Here is a 16,956-nt window from a genome sequence, read left to right as displayed (position 1 = left end):
ACGCCCCCTGTAACTGGTTAATATCCGTTCATAGGAAAAGGTAACCAAAATGAAAAAAACTATGCTGATTGTGGCTGCAAATAGTACAAAAGGAGACATTTTGAGTGGCTTTGGAAGAAAGTAAAGCAGAAACGACAGAAGTGAGGAACACGTCCATCCCTGAGCCCGACTTTGCTGCAGTTGTTGCGGGTGAGCTTGGCTTGGAAACACCCCGGGTGAGACAGGCATTACAACTGTTGAACGATGGCAATACGATTCCGTTCATAGCTAGGTACCGGAAAGAAATGACCAAAGAGTTGGACGAGAACCAACTTCGGGACATCGAAGAAAAATATCATGGCATCGAAGCTCTGTATGTAAGAAAGACAGATGTCCTTCGATTGCTGTATGAACACGGAGCCATGGACGATGAGAATATGGCTGCAAAGTTGACCCGAAGCGTCACTAATGCATCGACTTTGACTGAAGTGGAGGACATTTACCGCCCTTATCGTCCAAAACGGCAGACTCGTGCTGCGAAAGCCAAGGCACGCGGATTAGAGCCTTTGTTGACGTGGTTGAAATCCGCTTCGAACATGATGAGGTCAAAAGATGAGGCAAGGACCTATGCTGAACAATTTGTCACACAGGAAGTCGAATCGTCTGAAACTGCTCTTGAGGGTGCAGCCGATATCTTTGCGGAACAAGTCGCAGACGACGCTGCAACACGGAAGTGGCTTCGCAATGAGTCGATGAAACAGGGTAGATTGCGCAGTGTTGCCACAGACGCCAAGGCCAACAGTGTATATGAAATGTATTATGACTTTAGTGAACCTTTGCAGCATGTTATGCCGCACCGGGTTTTAGCGATAAACCGCGGGGAGCGTGAGGACTATCTGAAAGTATCCGTCGATGTACAAGAGTCCATTGTGATGGACTACTTTACGGCCCGGCACATAAAGCCCTTGCTTCAAGGGGCAAACTTGACTCGTGTGCTGCGGCAAGACAACGTGGCGAGTCTCCTCAAGGAAGCGGTCATCGATGCCTATAAAAGGCTGCTTGCGCCAGCCATTGCCAGAGAAATACGGTCAGAATTGACGGAACGCGCAGAACATCATGCTCTCTTTATTTTTGCTGAAAATCTCCGCAACTTGTTGCTGCAACCTCCCCTTTACGGTCGAGTGCTTGGGGTAGACCCTGCGTATCGGACTGGATGCAAGTTGGCAGTCGTAGACGCAACGGGAAAGTTACTTCAAACGCAGGTGATTTATCCGACACCGCCGCAAAATCGAATCGCAGAATCCAAGCATACCGTACTAAAGATGCTGGCAGACTACAGCATTTCGCTGATTGCTATTGGCAACGGAACAGCCTCACGCGAGACTGAAGCGTTTATAGCAGAATGTCTGAAGGAGTACCAAGATGGAAGTCACAATATTGCATACGTGATGGTGTCTGAGGCTGGTGCGAGTGTGTATTCAGCGTCGAAGTTGGCCGGGACAGAGTTTCCAAAGCTGGATGTATCGGAGCGCAGTGCAATTTCCATTGCCCGCAGGCTGCAAGACCCGCTGGCAGAACTTGTGAAGATTGACCCGAAATCAATTGGTGTCGGCCAATATCAGCACGATATAGCAAGCAAGAAACTGGACTATCATTTGGGCGCCGTTGTGGAGTCTGTGGTAAATCAGGTTGGCGTTGATGTCAATACAGCTTCACCCAGTCTGTTGTCGTATGTTGCCGGGTTAAATCAGACGGTAGCACGCAATATCGTCAAATATAGGGAAGAGAATGGTGCATTCCCTTCACGTCAGTCTCTGAAACAGGTTGCGCGGCTGGGCGAGAGAACATTGGAGCAGAGCGCAGGTTTTCTGAGAATTCACAACGGAATTGAGCCGCTGGATGCAACTCCGATTCATCCGGAATCCTATTCAATTGCGAAGCAGTTGTTAAGTAGTATGAACCTTGAGAGTTTGTTTTCTCACCCGGAGCAAAGGAGGCAGGCCTTAGAGCAGTTGAAGTCGATTCCACTCGAAGACTTGTCTGCGCGACTGGGAGTCGGTGAGCCTACCATGCGGGATATCCTGGCGGCTCTCGAAAAGCCGGGGCGAGATCCAAGGGAGGATGCTGCTTCTCCTGTTTTGCGTAAAGATGTGTTGAAGATAGAAGACTTGAAACCAGGTATGGAATTGATGGGTACAGTACGAAATGTGGTGGATTTTGGAGCCTTTGTGGACATTGGAGTAAAAAACGATGGACTAGTACATATTTCACAGATGGCAGACCGATATGTAAAGCACCCGATGGAGATTGTTGCGGTCGGAGACACGTTGAGAGTTCGCGTGATTGACGTGGATGTCAATAAGGGACGAATTGGACTGAGCCTGAAACAACAGTAAGAACAAATCTAACGTTGACGTAAGTTTTTTATTTCGTTACACTAAATTTTGATCATCAGATGCCAGTATTGATCATCAAACACAATCAACAGAAAAGGTGGATTTGAAAGTGAAGGAATTGAACTTCGATGTAAACCAGACTGCTCTGGTCGTGATTGATATGCAAAACGGAATTGTCGGCTTGCCTTGTGAACCCTACTCAGCGACTCAAGTACTCACCCAGGTGCAAAGATTAGTAGACAGCAGTCGCAATGCCGGTCTCTTTGTGACACTAGTAAATGTCGATACGAAGGATGGTAAAGACATGCTTCACCCAGTGACAGACGCTGAGACTTCGCCTTCTACTGCGAAGCGGCCGGAAGATTGGAGTAAAATTGTTTCGGAACTGGGTCCGGCACCGACTGACCACTGTGTCACAAAGCACCAGTGGGGCGCTTTCTACGGTACTGATCTCGACTTGCAGCTTCGTCGGCGGGGCATTGATACCATTATTCTGTGCGGGATTGCAACGGACATTGGTGTTGAGACTACGGCACGGGAAGCATACCAGCACGGTTACAACCAGATTTTCGTTGAGGACGCGATGACAGCCTTATCGAAGCCGCAACATGAGCACCCGTTGAAATACACGTTCCCTCGAATGGGCCGGATTCGCACCACTGAGGAAGTCCTTCAAGCTTTATCCGAATAGCCTTTTTCAGTTGCGGTTGCATACAGCTTGTCTGCTAGATTTCAAGGACCAACTTGGAGGAAATACTTGCAGAGTCCGTATGGGCAAACCATACGTTAACGTAAGCTGTAGTTGAAGAGCGAGTGAGAATGCGGTCCTTTACTTTTGAGGAGTTGACGAGTTGAGGAGTTGACGAGTTGAGGAGTTGACGAGCGGCATGGGGAAGGATTATACGGTGGAGATGGTCGCACATGAATTCGGCATTACGCCGCGAACCCTTCACTATTACGAAGAAGTGGGACTTTTGCCGCAAGTGGGGCGCACCGAGGGCGGTCATCGTATGTACGATGAGGGCGCAGTGGCCCGGATTCGGCAAATTCTACAATTAAAGGAGACGTTGGGATACAGTCTCAAAGAGATTAAGAGAATTCTCGAAGTGGAGGGGTCCCTGGACCAACTTCGCGACACGTTTAAGCACGGGAATCTGGGGCGAGAGGCTGAACTCGCTGTATTGGAACGCTACATGGAACTCTTAAGCGAGTTGGCCGGACACATCGATGAAAAAGTCGATAAACTGAACAGCATTAAGAGTTCAGTCCGGGAAAGATTAGAGAAAACACGAGATTTGTATAACGAAACTCGAACCAAACAAGACTGACAACAGGGGCGTGGGAATCAGCATGTTAGCAAGAACGGGCGATCATCCGGGTTACAAATGGATTGCACTTTCTAATACTACGTTGGGTGTGCTGATGGCCACTATCAACCAAAGTATTCTTATTATTGCTCTGCCCATTATCTTTAACGGACTAAAAGTGAATCCTTTGAAAGGCGGCCAGGCCAGTTTACTGTTGTGGGTGCTGCTCGGTTTTAACGTAGCCACAACGGTGCTATTGGTGACGTTTGGACGGCTTTCCGACATGTTTGGCAGGGTGCGTCTCTATAATCTTGGATTTTTAATTTTTACGATTGGTTCTGTGTTAGCATCGTTAACATGGAGTAAGGGCACAGCCGGAGAAATTGAGCTGATTATCTTTAGAATTATCCAGGGTATTGGCGGAGGATTTTTGTTTGCGAACAGCGCTGCTATTCTTACCGATGCTTTTCCTGAAAATCAACGAGGAATGGCTTTGGGCCTCAATCAAGTGGCAGCTATCGGAGGTAGCGTCATTGGACTGCTGCTCGGCGGTCTGTTGGCTTTCACAGGCCACTGGCGCTGGGTGTTTCTAGTAAATGTACCCGTGGGCATAGCTGGGACGATATGGGCGTATATTGCCCTTCAGGAAGTTTCTCAACGCGCCAAGAACCAGCGTCTGGACATCTGGGGAAACATCACACTTGCGGTTGGGCTGTTGGGTATTATGTTAGGGCTCACTTATGGAATCATGCCTTATGGTACACATACAATGGGCTGGTCCAATCCCTTTGTACTGACGGGAATTATTGGCGGAATCATCATGTTGCTTGTCTTCGGTCTGGTGGAAAAGCGTGTCCGTCAGCCGCTGTTTGACTTATCGCTGTTTACAATTCGCCCGTTTCTGGCCGGGAACATCAGCGGCATTCTGGCAGCCTTGGCTCGGGGCGGGTTGCAGTTTATGTTAATTATTTGGTTGCAGGGTGTCTATTTACCCCTTCACGGTGTGTCATATGCAGATACGCCATTGATTGCAGGGCTGTATACGATTCCGCAAATGATTGGATTTTTCATCGCCGGTCCCATCAGTGGTTATTTGTCGGACAAATTTGGAGCGCGCGTCTTCGCAACAACCGGAATGGTTGTCAGTGCGGTGGGTTTCTACCTGCTCAACACAGTGCCGCTTGATTTCAACCGCTGGTTGTTCTGGCTGTATCTGTTCATCATAGGTGCGGGTATGGGATTGTTTGCCTCCCCGAACAGTGCTGCCATTATGAACGCAGTTCCGGCAAGATATCGAGGAGTTGCTTCAGGAATGCGTTCAACGTTTATGAACGCCGGGATGATGCTGAGCTTGGGTGTGTTTTTTTCCATCATGATTGCCGGCCTTGCTCAAAAACTCCCGCAGGCCATGTTGTCAGGACTCACGCAGCACGGTATCCCGCAGGTTGCAGCACAGCACGTTGCTGCTCTTCCTCCTACGGAGTCTTTATTCGCAGCGTTGCTCGGGTATAATCCATTGCAGAATCTGTTGGGTCCCCAGGTCCTATCCCACTTACCTGTCCATCAGGCTCAATATATTGTCGGAAAGGTATTCTTCCCGCATCTCATTGGCGGCCCGTTTATGCACGGGTTGAGACTCACATTTACTATGTCTGTCGGAATGTCTGTGATTGCAGCCATAGCATCTCTGCTTCGAGGAAAACACTACATTCACAAGGAAGAAAATCCAGACTCGCAAACTGCCGAGGACACTGGTTCTGCGTCCACCAAGACGTATGCGTCCAACGCGGGGGAATAACGAGTAACGCACTTCCTGTATTGTTGTCGATAGAGACCCTTATATCTGCGTTGCGAATCTCTGCGTTCTGATATGGTTGTTACTAAAATGAAAGCAGCCTCGTATCACCAACAGGTGGCACGAGGCTGCTTATTGTTCTTGATTGTGGTTGAAACGGATTCTTACCTGTGCTGCTTTTTGAATGATCAACCGCCAATTTGAGACATTTCTATCTTATTGCGTCTGCGTGTTTCGTCAGACCGTAACTCTGAATACCTGTCCGACCGCAAGCCCCACAATTCCGACAGGGCTCCAAATACTTCTTCATCAGATTTTCCAGACCGCAGCAGTTCCCTGAAATCGAAGCCGTCTGAGGCAAACAGGCAGGTATATAAGCGTCCCTTGGCAGAGAGACGCGAGCGATTGCAAGCGCCGCAAAATGGCCTCGTTACAGATGACACCACTCCGATTTCTCCTTTGCCGTCCTGATAGCGATAGCGTGTCGCTACCTCTCCCGCGTGACGCGGGGGAACGGTTTCCAGCGGCCAGACCTCGTGGATACTGTTCAGAATATCTTTTGCTGAAACAACGTCATCCATTCTCCAGCCGTTGCTGTTCCCAACATCCATATATTCAATGAAGCGAAGAATGTGGCCTGTGCCTCGAAACTGTTGTGCCATTTCCACAATGTCTTCATCGTTCAATCCGCGTTTCACAACCATGTTCACTTTAACCGGAGTCAACCCGGCTTCTGCAGCTGCATCGATGGCCTTGAGCACCTTACTCACTGGAAAATGAACGTCGTTCATTTTCATGAAGACGTCGTCTTTGAGTGAATCGAGACTGACTGTGACCCGCTGAAGACCCGCATTTTTTAATACTTGTGCTCGTTCACGGGTTAACAACGATCCGTTTGTCGTCATGGCAATGTCCTCAACACCGTCAATCTCGGCAATCTGAGCCACCAACTTTTCGATATCCCTCCGAAGCAGAGGTTCGCCGCCCGTGAGCCGCACCTTCTTGACCCCGCCTCGAACAAAGACCCGGACAAGCCGGGAAATTTCTTCAAAGGTCAGCAAATCCTTGTGTGGTAAAAAGGCAAAGTCCGGACCGAACAGTTCCTTAGGCATACAGTACACGCACCGAAAATTGCATCTGTCGGTAACTGAAATGCGCAAATCACGAAGAGGTCGCTGAAAGCTGTCTGTTAACGCCATTTATCAACATCCCCTTTACAAGATTGGGGCAGAGTCCTCAAATATGTAACTACTATTATACACACCTGGGCGTTTACATGTAACTCTCGTGTAACTCTGTCATGATAGTTTGACCTCACACCTTCGAATCCGCTTACAGAGGATGCGTGAACACATATGACAGAAAATTTCGGGAACAACACGCAGTCCAGTGCAAAGTACCAAAGCAAGCAATTAAAGGGGGGGCTTTTGTGAAGAAGTACAGGTTCATTTCGATGGTTGCTGTCCTTGCGACCCCAGGCATCGCTCTTGGCGGTTGTGGAACAACAAAGGCAACTGAATCCGGCGGGCAAACACCGATTCAGATTGGAGCTGTAACAGCGCTTAGCGGTGCCCTTGCTGCATACGGCAAGGAGTGGCAGCGCGGTTTCAAAATTGGCTTGGAATATGCGACGAATGGAACCAACAAGGTGGACGGCAGAAAGATTCAGGTTATCTGGAAAGACGACGCAACGGACCCCAAACAGGCGGTCACAGATGCAAAGGGACTGTTGCAAAACAAGAAGGTTGATGTACTGACCGGCGGAGTGAACAGCGCTAGTGCCATTGCGATGGAGCCGCTTGCTCAAAAGTATAAAACGGTTTATGTGGCAGGACCGGCTGTCGCGGACTCTATTACAGGCAAAAACTACAATAAATACGTGTTTAAAATATCCCCTAACTCCTACATGGAGGCCAAAGCTGCGGTATTGTCTATTCCCAATCACTCTGCCACTGTTGCACAGCTCGCCCCAAATTACGCGTTTGGCTGGGATTCGGTAAAAGCATTCAAATCGTTGGCCGTGAACGTGGGTATGAAAGACGTTCTCGATGTATATGCCAGTCCAAAAGCAACCGATTTTACACCGCAGTTGGAGAAGATCATCCAGAAGCACCCGAAGTATTTGTTTGTCACCTGGGCTGGAGCGCCGGGGCCATGGAAAAGTATCGCCAATATGAAACTTGCTAAGCAAGGCATCACTGTGGTCACGGGCATTCCCAATATCGCGGCAATTAAAGCGTTGTTTCAGGGGTTTGAAGGGATGCGCGGATTCACCACATACTACTACACGCTGCCGCACAACAAAGTCAACGACTATCTGGTCAGTCATGATAAATCGGAGTTTCATACAGTGCCTGACTTATTCGATCCCGATGGTATGGCTGCAGCGATATCCATCGTCGACGGGCTGAAGAAGACCAAGGGGGTTACGAACGGCAACACGCTGAGTGCTGCTATGGCCGGCATGTCCTTCCAGGGACCAAAAGGCACCTACACCTACCGGAAGTCGGACCACCAAGCCCTGCAAAATCAATACGGCGTAGTTCTGAGGCACAAGGCTGGTGTGGATTATCCCGTGCCAGTCCTGACCAAAGTGATTTCCGCCAAACAGACTGTGCCCCCGGTGCTAAACAAGTAGCACGGGGGACTGCCCGAAATGGCTCTGGGCAAGCAGGAGGGGAACGGTATGGTACCAGTTTTTGAAGTGGACGAAGTCTCGGCGGGATATCAATCTATGTTGGTCCTCGATAATGTGTCGCTTTCCTTTGCCAAAGGCGAATTGGTGTCCATTATTGGCCCAAACGGTGCCGGAAAGACAACTTTAATAAGCGTCATGAGCGGCGAACTGCCGATTTGGAACGGATGCATACGATACAACGAAAGAGACATCACGAAGGCCGGATTTGACGCGCGTGCGCGAATGGGAATAGGACGTTCATTTCAACGAACGAATTTGTTTCCCGGACTGTCCGCCCTGGAAAACGTCGTGGTTGCTGTACAGGCCCGGCGCCGCGTCCACATTCGCCAAATGTTGCAACGAAGGGACAGAAGCATAGCCGCAGAAGCGGATACATTGCTCACGCGAGTGGGTCTCTCTCAATTGGGCGGGACAAGGGCAGCAGAGCTAGCCCACGGTGATAAGCGAAAGCTGGAAATGGCCATGCTTTTGGCGCTAAAGCCTGAAATCCTGCTGTTAGATGAACCTACCGCGGGTATGAGCATGGAAGAAACAAAAGTCATTCTTGCTTTAGTGACAGAACTGAGGCAATCGCGCAAATACACGATTGTCTTGGTTGAACACAAATTGGATGTGGTTATGCGGTTATCTGACACTGTTGCAGTGCTCCATCAAGGCTCAGTGCTGGCCACAGGCAAGCCGGAGGAAGTGATGCACAATCCGAAAGTGGAGGAAGCATATTTGGGGGGATACCATGGAAATCGCACTTAGTGTTGATTCACTCTCCGCAGATATCGGTCAATTCAGCATTCTGCGAGATGTGTCCTTTCAGGTGCCTGTCGGGTCGGTCACAGTTCTGCTTGGACGAAACGGAGCAGGGAAAACGACGACTCTGCGTACTTTAATGGGATTTATTCCGATTAAATCGGGTTCTGTTCAATTGTTTGGCAGACCACTTGGTCAGCTTCCGCCGCATCGAGTTCAGAAAGCGGGTGTTGCCTATGTGCCGGAAGACAATAACATCTTCAGCAATTTGACGGTCGAAGAGAATCTTCGGCTTGCGGCAGGACGTGGACCACTGCCTCGAGATGGTCTCGAGTATGTCCTGGCTCTGTTCCCTGACTTAAGACAGGCTTACAACAGGTTAGGCGGTACACTCAGCGGGGGGCAGCGGCAAATGCTGGCCATCGCTTCCGTGTTGATGGCACGGCCTAAGGTTTTGTTGATTGATGAGCCGACCAAGGGCCTGTCTCCCTTGTTTGTTGAGAAGCTTGTCACAGTTATTCAGGAACTGGGTCGTTCTGTAACGGTATTACTGGTCGAACAAAACTTATACCTGGCAGAGCAAACCGGCACGTACTACGTTGTACTTGATGATGGAAAGTCTATTGCAAAGGGACCTGTGCATGAGTTAAGGGAGGACAAGGAGTTGCAGCAACGAGCTCTCGGGATACGCGTCGCTGTGGAGGAGGATTAAAGTGGATGTCGTGTTAACGCTGGTCATGAACGGCCTGGCCAATAGTGCACTGTTTTTTCTGATGGCCGCAGGTTTAAGCTTGATTTTTGGATTGCTTCGGGTGATTAATTTTGCTCACGGTGCTTTTTATATCTGGGGCGCCTACATTGCCTCGTTTTTATATGAGGCAACAGGCAGTTTTCTATTGGCGATGGCTGGCGGCGTCTTGACAGGGGCAGCATTGGGATGGCTCACGGAGCGTCTGTTGCTGCATCGTCTTTACGGTGCACAGACGCAACAACTGTTGATGACAATGGGTGTGTTGATGGTGCTGACAGAGCTTATCAAGTTGCCATTTGGACGCAATCCGGTGAACTCATCCGCTCCCAGGGTCCTGACCCATTCGTGGCTGTTCGGGCATTTTGCTCTGATTGAGTTTCAAGTACTGACAATTTTCGCTGGTATAGCGGTCTACATTTTGTTGCAAATACTGCTGCGAAAAAGCCGTTTAGGCATGATTGTTCGAGCGGGTGTTCAGAATTCGGAATTGGTTCAGGCCCGTGGAATTCCAATCCACACCATTTTTACGACAGTGTTTACCTTCGGGGCAGCGTTGGCTGGACTTGCAGGCGTTCTGGCAGGGCCGTATTTTGGTTCCATTTCGCCTGAAGCTGGAATGAGCATGCAACTAAACGCCTTTATCATTGTCGTACTTGGAGGACTGGGCAGTCTCAACGGCTCTGTGGTGGGGAGTGTGTTTGTCGGCTTGGCAACTGCCGTTACGAGTTACTTTGCGCCCGCTCTGGCAGTTTTGGCCGGTGTTGTGGTGATGGCCGCAGTGCTTGTTGTCCGTCCCGAGGGATTGTTCGGAGAAAAGGGGGGCGTGCTGTGACAAGACTCCCGCTTGCACGCGTGTTTCGGATTGTACTGATGCTTTGCGTCGCGTTGTACCCCTTGCTGTTCGGAACAGGGGGTGCAACTACACTATTGGATACAGTCTTTGCGTTCGCAGTGTTCGCGATGTCCTATGACTTGCTGATTGGTTATACTGGGATTGTTTCCTTTGGGCACGCAATGTTTTTTGGAACCGGCGCTTACGCCGTGTCTATCTGCCTGAACCAAATGCACGGTACCTCATTCAGCTTGGTGATTGGCACCGGCGCAGTGGTAGGAACCGCTGTGGTGCTGGGTTTGTTTGTGGCGTTTCTCTCCCTCCGTGTCAGAGATGCTTACTTTGCGATGATCACGTTGGCTGTGGGAGAAGTGTTTGCAGTCTTAGCGGGATCGCAGGCGCTGCGACATCTTACGAATGCAAATGACGGCATGACAGTGACCCCGCCCCAGTGGTTGAATGGAGACTTACAGATTTACTACATGTGCCTCGTTTTGTTGGCAGTGTCGTTTTGGTTTCTCAGGCGGTTTGTTCAATCGCCGATTGGTGACGTACTTCGGGCCGTACGCGAAAATGAGCAACGGGCCGTCGGTTTGGGGCACTCCGTAGTTTGGTTCAAGACGCTGGCGTTCATTGTTTCCGGCGTGCTGGCTTCTTTGGCGGGGGCTGTCTTTGCACTATCGCAAGCATTTGTCTCAACGTCTGTTTACAGCGTAGCAAATATAAGCTTAATGGTCTTGTTAATGGTTATGATTGGGGGAGTCGGCACTCTGAGCGGAGGTATGATTGGTGCAGCCGTGCTGGTACTGTCTCAGTCCTGGTTGTCCAATTTTGGCACGCAAATTCCTCTGCTCGAGAACTATCCCATTCTCTTCGGCATTCTGTACATTGTGGTTGTACGGTTTATGCCAAACGGATTGCTCGGAGGTCTACATCGGTTGGGAGGACGTTTTACATGGAAGAATCGATCACCCTTACGCAAGCAGCAGATCTAACTTCACAAGGGCTGGGTGTGTATCCCGACGCGGAGGCACTTGTCTATGCTCGTCCGACCATCTCTGTTCCTGTGCCGGGGGTGTTTTGGCATGGTGAAGTGGCAGGAGCGAGAGCCGTATTGCGCCTGCCTCATGCCTCTCGGTGGAACGGCAAACTTCTAATTGGAGGCGTGCCGGCAGTCAGAACGGAATTTTCTCTGGACCTGTTGCTGTCAGATCTTGCGCTTCAAAAAGGTTATGCGTTTGCAGCCTGCGATAAGGCCACACCGGGTTTGGTACTGAGGGACACAAACAGGACAATGGAGGAATGGGGTCCTGTCTACAAGTCGCTTATCGAATACGCCTTCGAACAGGCCACTCGCCAATACGGCTGCGAACCTTCGCGTACATATATGGCGGGGCTCAGCAATGGAGGCTATGTGACGCGGATCATTCTCGAAAAATATCCTCATCTGTTAGATGGTGCAGTGGAATGGGAAGGCGTCTTCTGGCACCCTGAATCGCGCCACCTAATGACGACGCTGCCGGTGTTTGTGGGGCAGTATCCCCTCTATAAGAACTGGCGTGGAGATACAACGACTCATGAACAAAGCAAGGCATTGGATAAACTCTTGGAAGCAGGACTACACCCCTCTTCCGAACCGTTTTGGGACACGTATTTCATGATGTATTGGGTGGTGTCGCTCTGGCTGTACGGCCGGTCTCTCGATCCTGAGTGGCCGGCGTTTAACGATGACTGGTCAAACGATTGGCTGCGCGACCCGTCGCCCCTGGCAGATTACCCTTGGTACAGTCGCAGTGAGGTCACTAGCGCTCGCCTGCAGGCGCTTGAGAACAGCGGGAGGGTGACCAAGCCCTTACTGTCCGTGGCAGGGAACTGGGATTGTCTTGTTCCTTTCCGTCACAATGCTGCAGCCTATGCAGAACACGTGAAAATGCAAGGATTCGGTAAGAACCACCGCCTCTATGAAATTGACGGCGGCAACCACGTGGATGGTATGTTGAAAAGCAACTGGGAAGGGCAGCAGCCTGTACAGCCATACTTTGAAGCGGCCCTCGGGCATCTTGAAGCATGGGTGGAACGAAGTGTACAGCCGCCTGAGTCCGGGAAATTTACGAAAATCAGCGAATTTGCATTGCATCCGGATAAACTGCTTTCAGTGACAAGCCATTCGTGAAATAGATTTAAAGGGAGATGGAATCATGGCAGAGTTGTTACAGGGAAAGAGCGCAGTCATCACGGGAGCGGCCAGCGGTATCGGCTACGAAATTGGGAAGGCATTTGCATTAGCGGGCGCGAAAGTCATGATATCAGACATCAGGGAAGATGCAGCAGCAGCGGCAGCAAGGGAAATCGTGTCGGCCGGGGGAACCGCCGCGTCATTCCCGGCGGACGCGAGTGCTGAAAAGGATATCACAGGTCTTTTCGAAGAGTGCGAGCGTCGGTTTGGAGCAGTTGATATTCTTGTCAACAACGCCGGAATGCAATACGTGTCGAACATCGAGGAGTTTCCGACCGAAAAGTTTCAGCAGATCATCAATCTAATGCTGGTTGGCCCGTTCATTTCCACGAAACTTGCTTTTGCAAAAATGAAGGAAAAGGGATATGGGCGAATTATCAACATTGCGTCCATCAACGGCCTCGTCGGCTTTGCTGGCAAAGCGGCTTACAATTCTGCTAAACACGGGATGATTGGGTTGACAAAGGTAGCGGCTCTCGAAGGAGCCGATTCGGGGATTACGGTAAATGCTTTGTGTCCGGGATACGTGGATACGCCTCTGGTTCGAAACCAGCTCCAGGATTTAGCCGATAACAGAGGAATTCCTCTGGAGAACGTGCTTGAGGAGGTCATCTACCCATTGGTTCCTCAACGACGGCTGTTGGAGCCAAAGGAAATTGCAGACTACGCTGTTTTTCTCGCATCAAATCAGGGACGCAGTATTACCGGCCAAGCTGTTGTGATAGACGGGGGCTATACCGCACAATGAGGACAAGTTAAACGGAACAGTTGACCACAGCTTGTGACCACGAAAAAGAAGCAATCGGGGGGAGGTTAATAATGGGAATACAAGGCGAGTGGCAAGGTGCGCGCATGTCCGCCTTCTCCAGATTGCGCGGCATCGAGGTGCCGCGTCCACGGCTGATGAGTCTTTTGTCTGACATCCCTTCTGTCTTTACTACTGTTGTCAAAGCTGGTGCAGGCTACGGTAAGACCACGGCCGTACGTGCGTATCTGACGCAGAGTCGGTTGCCAGCAAGATGGTTTACAGTTCGTGAGCAGGATAAGGACAGCGTCTGTTTTGTCGAACGTTTCTGCAGCACAGTACTAAAGCCCTACGTTGATGCTGCACAAAGAGATGAAATTATTGCCCAAGCGCATTCAACGTTTACCTGGATTCACTCCGCTGAATCGGCTGGGAACGCTGTCCAGAATGCGCCGCTGCTTCAAGACGAGGTTTGGGTGGTTGACAATTTTCATCTGCTGGATGATGACCAGGCGGTAATGGCATGGTTCGACTGTTTGCACCGACGCTTGCCTCCGTCAATACACATGGTTATAGTTACACGGACTAGTCCGTGCCTCCCCTTTGTGGAGAGCCTCACTTTAGCTGATGACGCATTGTGGATTCAAAGCCGTGAATTGGCTTTTACGGAAGATGAAATCGGATTTTTGTTTCACGAAGGAACTCTGTTGGCTGCTAAGGGCCAGTCGTTAGAAGAAAACCAGCCGTTGGAAAACGCCAATCAACGGTATCTTCAGCGCACAGAAATCCGTGAAGTTATGAAGAGGACCGGGGGTATGGCTATGGTACTGTCCATGCTGTTACGTGACTGGATGCAGCATGGTTCATATCACCGGTTGCGTGCCGCTCTGTCCGGCACGGCTTCACTTACAGAACGGATTGGTCGACTCTTCCTCGAGGGCGTCACAACTCTCCAGCAGGAGTTCTTGCGCAATACCAGTTTGTTCCCCATGTTACATCCGGATTTATGCAATCAGGCACTGCACAGACTTGACAGCGAACTGGTCCTGTCTGAATTGGAGAAAAGGGGGCACATCAATCTTTCGGAAGACGGTATCAGCTATGAACTGCATCCTCTTGTCCGAGACTATTTGCTGGCAAGCCTGAGCCCCTCTCAGCAGGAAAAGTTGGTTGAGACAGCCATTCTGTGGCACTTGCAACGAGGTGAAGAATCTCGTGCAGTGTCGTACCTGTTTTTCTTGTCCAATAAAGAGCATGCTGGAAATGCTTTGGCGCCGTATATTCACCGTTATCTTCATCGGGGCCAGATTTCAACAGTACGGAGTTGGCTCGACCGCGTTCATCTCTCTGTCTTAGAATCGTCGCCTGCTTTGCTTCATGCCAAAGCTGAGATGTTTCGCCATGTCAATCAATTTTCAGATGCTTTGGAATTGTATCAGATGTCCGAGGAACAAGCGCTTATACGTGATGATAAATGGATTCAAATCCAAGTGGAAATTGGACGCGCACGTCTGTATCTCGACACCATTCAACCAGCCCATGCACATCCGCATATTCTTGCGGCACGGCAACTGGTTCCGCGCAAGAACCGCGTGCTGCGGCTCACAGTACTTCAACTGGCTTTGGAAAACAGTATTAACTCTGCGTCTGTCGGCAGAGCCAATCGGATTGCTGCTGTGTTGCGGGAAAGTACCGATGTTGCACTTTCAACCAATAACATGGACGCCAGAATGCTGTTAAGAACGGGAAAAATATCGGAAGTTATTACGCTCATGAGGTCAAGGGTGCAAATTGACGGTGCCGATGAGCGTTCCGCTTTGGCACATCGAGAAGGCACACTGCTCTTGTCCTTAATGTACGTCATGCGGGGCGAGATTGACGAGGCGCAACGTCAAGCAGAATTCGGACACGGATTGGGACAGTCACTTCATTCTCCGTTTGTCAGTGCAGTCGGGTTCATTAGATTGGGACACGCCGAACACCTGGCAGACCCGTTGGGTGACAGAGCGCTCAACCTTTATCAACAGGCCGTATCGCAAATGGATGACATGGAAATACCCCGCGGTAAATCTGAGGCCTTCTTAGGGCTGTGTTTGGCACACGGATATCGAAAGCAGTATGTCTTGGCAAAATCCTATGCCAATGAAGGCATCAGGATTGCAGAACACGCGGGCGATATATGGATGGCCAGCCTTGTCAGACTTGGGTTTGGCCAAGCAGCTGTTATCAACGGAGATATGGACACTGCCGCCGAGCAATTGACCGTCAGTATTGCACAATTTCAGCATTGCACAGACGCGTTCTTGGAAACGGCAGCACGCATTTGGCGCGCACTGGCTTTGCATCGCGTGGACAACCGCAGGTGCCATGAGGATGTGGCCAAAGTCCTGTGCGAAACAGAGCGCCGCCACTGGGGATTTCTGCTGGAGAGACCGACTTATTGCGGTTTACGTGACGTGCAGTCTTTCGTACCGCTGCTTCGTGCTCACCGTGTGCATGGTATGGAGCAGAGGCGAGCAGTACAATTGCTTGACAATCTGGACAGTGCTGAACTGGATTATCACCCAGGCTATACGCTTCGTGTGCAAACTTTGGGAGGACTGCGTGTGTGGCGCGGGTTTGCAGAGATTGCTCATGGCCAGTGGCCGCGCGAGAAAGCTCGGCAATTATTTCTGTTCTTGCTCACACATCGAGGAGTTTATGTGCACCGAGAAGAGGTCTGTGAGCAACTGTGGGGAGACCTCTCTCCTGACGCCGCAGAGCGGGACTTTAAGGTTGCGTTGCACGCCTTATCAACGGTTCTCGAGCCGGATAAGCCAGGGCGGGGACCGAGTGTTTTTATCGCTCGCAGAGGGTCCATGTATGCGCTTACCAAGCAGGCTATACTCCAGGTCGACAAAGACAATTTTAAAAGCATGGCGGCGTCAGTCGACTCCGCTGACAGCAAAAAAAGCAAGAAAGTCATACTAAAGTCGCTCATGGCTCTGTACCAAGGAGAATACCTGCCTGAAGCAAAGTACGAACTATGGTGCGAAGAGGAGCGGACAGAGCTTCGCTTGGAGTTTATTCAGAGGTCGATGGAATACGCCAATCTCTGTTACGCGGACCAAGAGTATGAGGAGGCTTTAGCAATCTGTGAAAGAATAGTTAAATCTGAACTCGTGTGGGAAGACGCGTACATACTTATGATGAAAATTCACGGAGCAATGTTTAACCGCTCTATGATTATTCAGACATACCACAAATGTGAACAAGTCCTGCGACGAGAGTTGGGAGTGGAGCCCATGCCTGCCACAACAGAGGTTTTTCAACAACTCGTGTGATATTGACAAATTGAAGACGGCCCCCTAAAGTTGGAACTGAATATACCCGCTCGGGTATGACAGAGAGGCTGGGGGGAAGAGGAATGATTCAAGTAACACCTGCTGCAAATGACTATTTGCGTTCAGTCCTCGAAGAGGAACAAGCAGCAC

At 50.3% G+C, this 16,956-nt stretch carries 13 protein-coding genes; 12 read left to right on the top strand and 1 reads right to left on the bottom strand.

Translation table 11 applies throughout. The features are described from left to right. The first annotated feature begins 104 nt into the window (after positions 1-104). The 4 genes from GI364_RS16305 (at position 105) to GI364_RS16290 (ending at position 5,480) form a co-directional block, all read left to right on the top strand. Positions 105-2,375: a Tex family protein gene (locus GI364_RS16305; protein ID WP_233095833.1), complete on the top strand. Its 2,271-nt coding sequence runs from the start codon at positions 105-107 to the stop codon at positions 2,373-2,375. 109 nt (positions 2,376-2,484) lie between these two features. After that, positions 2,485-3,066: a hydrolase gene (locus GI364_RS16300; RefSeq protein ID WP_198850296.1), complete on the top strand. Its 582-nt coding sequence runs from the start codon at positions 2,485-2,487 to the stop codon at positions 3,064-3,066. Between the two features lie 196 nt (positions 3,067-3,262). Further along, positions 3,263-3,703 carry a MerR family transcriptional regulator gene (locus tag GI364_RS16295; RefSeq protein WP_198850295.1) on the top strand — a complete coding sequence of 147 codons (441 nt, stop codon included), beginning with the start codon at positions 3,263-3,265 and terminating at the stop codon, positions 3,701-3,703. 22 nt (positions 3,704-3,725) lie between these two features. Continuing rightward, complete coding sequence (locus tag GI364_RS16290) at positions 3,726-5,480, top strand: MFS transporter (RefSeq protein WP_198850294.1); 1,755 nt, start codon at positions 3,726-3,728, stop codon at positions 5,478-5,480. Between the two features lie 185 nt (positions 5,481-5,665). Here the strand turns inward: GI364_RS16290 and moaA are convergent, their stop codons facing one another. Then, positions 5,666-6,676 carry a GTP 3',8-cyclase MoaA gene (gene moaA / locus GI364_RS16285; protein ID WP_198850293.1) on the bottom strand — a complete coding sequence of 337 codons (1,011 nt, stop codon included), beginning with the start codon at positions 6,674-6,676 and terminating at the stop codon, positions 5,666-5,668. 230 nt (positions 6,677-6,906) lie between these two features. Here moaA and GI364_RS16280 point away from each other — a divergent pair, with 230 nt between their 5' ends. The 8 genes from GI364_RS16280 (at position 6,907) to GI364_RS16245 (ending at position 16,806) form a co-directional block, all read left to right on the top strand. Then, a complete protein-coding gene (locus GI364_RS16280; protein ID WP_198850292.1) occupies positions 6,907-8,115 on the top strand; it encodes a substrate-binding domain-containing protein in 1,209 nt (402 codons plus the stop codon). 48 nt (positions 8,116-8,163) lie between these two features. Then, positions 8,164-8,925 (top strand): ABC transporter ATP-binding protein, encoded by a 762-nt coding sequence (locus GI364_RS16275; RefSeq protein WP_198850291.1) that lies wholly within the window; start codon positions 8,164-8,166, stop codon positions 8,923-8,925. Then, positions 8,909-9,631, top strand: a complete 723-nt coding sequence (locus tag GI364_RS16270) for an ABC transporter ATP-binding protein (RefSeq protein ID WP_198850290.1) — start codon at positions 8,909-8,911, stop codon at positions 9,629-9,631. The genes GI364_RS16275 and GI364_RS16270 overlap by 17 nt, the downstream gene beginning before the upstream one ends. Position 9,632: 1 nt before the next feature. Beyond that, a complete protein-coding gene (locus GI364_RS16265; protein ID WP_198850289.1) occupies positions 9,633-10,502 on the top strand; it encodes a branched-chain amino acid ABC transporter permease in 870 nt (289 codons plus the stop codon). After that, the gene (locus GI364_RS16260) at positions 10,499-11,497 is read left to right on the top strand and encodes a branched-chain amino acid ABC transporter permease (protein ID WP_198850288.1); all 999 of its coding nucleotides are present in this window, start codon (positions 10,499-10,501) and stop codon (positions 11,495-11,497) included. Before GI364_RS16265 ends, GI364_RS16260 begins: the two co-directional genes overlap by 4 nt. Next, a complete protein-coding gene (locus GI364_RS16255; protein ID WP_198850287.1) occupies positions 11,458-12,675 on the top strand; it encodes an alpha/beta hydrolase in 1,218 nt (405 codons plus the stop codon). Before GI364_RS16260 ends, GI364_RS16255 begins: the two co-directional genes overlap by 40 nt. A gap of 25 nt (positions 12,676-12,700) precedes the next feature. Then, positions 12,701-13,486 carry a 3-hydroxybutyrate dehydrogenase gene (locus GI364_RS16250; protein WP_198850286.1) on the top strand — a complete coding sequence of 262 codons (786 nt, stop codon included), beginning with the start codon at positions 12,701-12,703 and terminating at the stop codon, positions 13,484-13,486. Positions 13,487-13,557: 71 nt separating this feature from the next. Further along, the gene (locus tag GI364_RS16245) at positions 13,558-16,806 is read left to right on the top strand and encodes an ATP-binding protein (RefSeq protein WP_198850285.1); all 3,249 of its coding nucleotides are present in this window, start codon (positions 13,558-13,560) and stop codon (positions 16,804-16,806) included. Positions 16,807-16,956: the final 150 nt, after the last annotated feature.

Source organism: Alicyclobacillus sp. SO9, assembly GCF_016406125.1.
GTDB lineage: Bacteria > Bacillota > Bacilli > Alicyclobacillales > Alicyclobacillaceae > SO9.
This window is presented reverse-complemented; position numbering and strand designations above follow the sequence as displayed.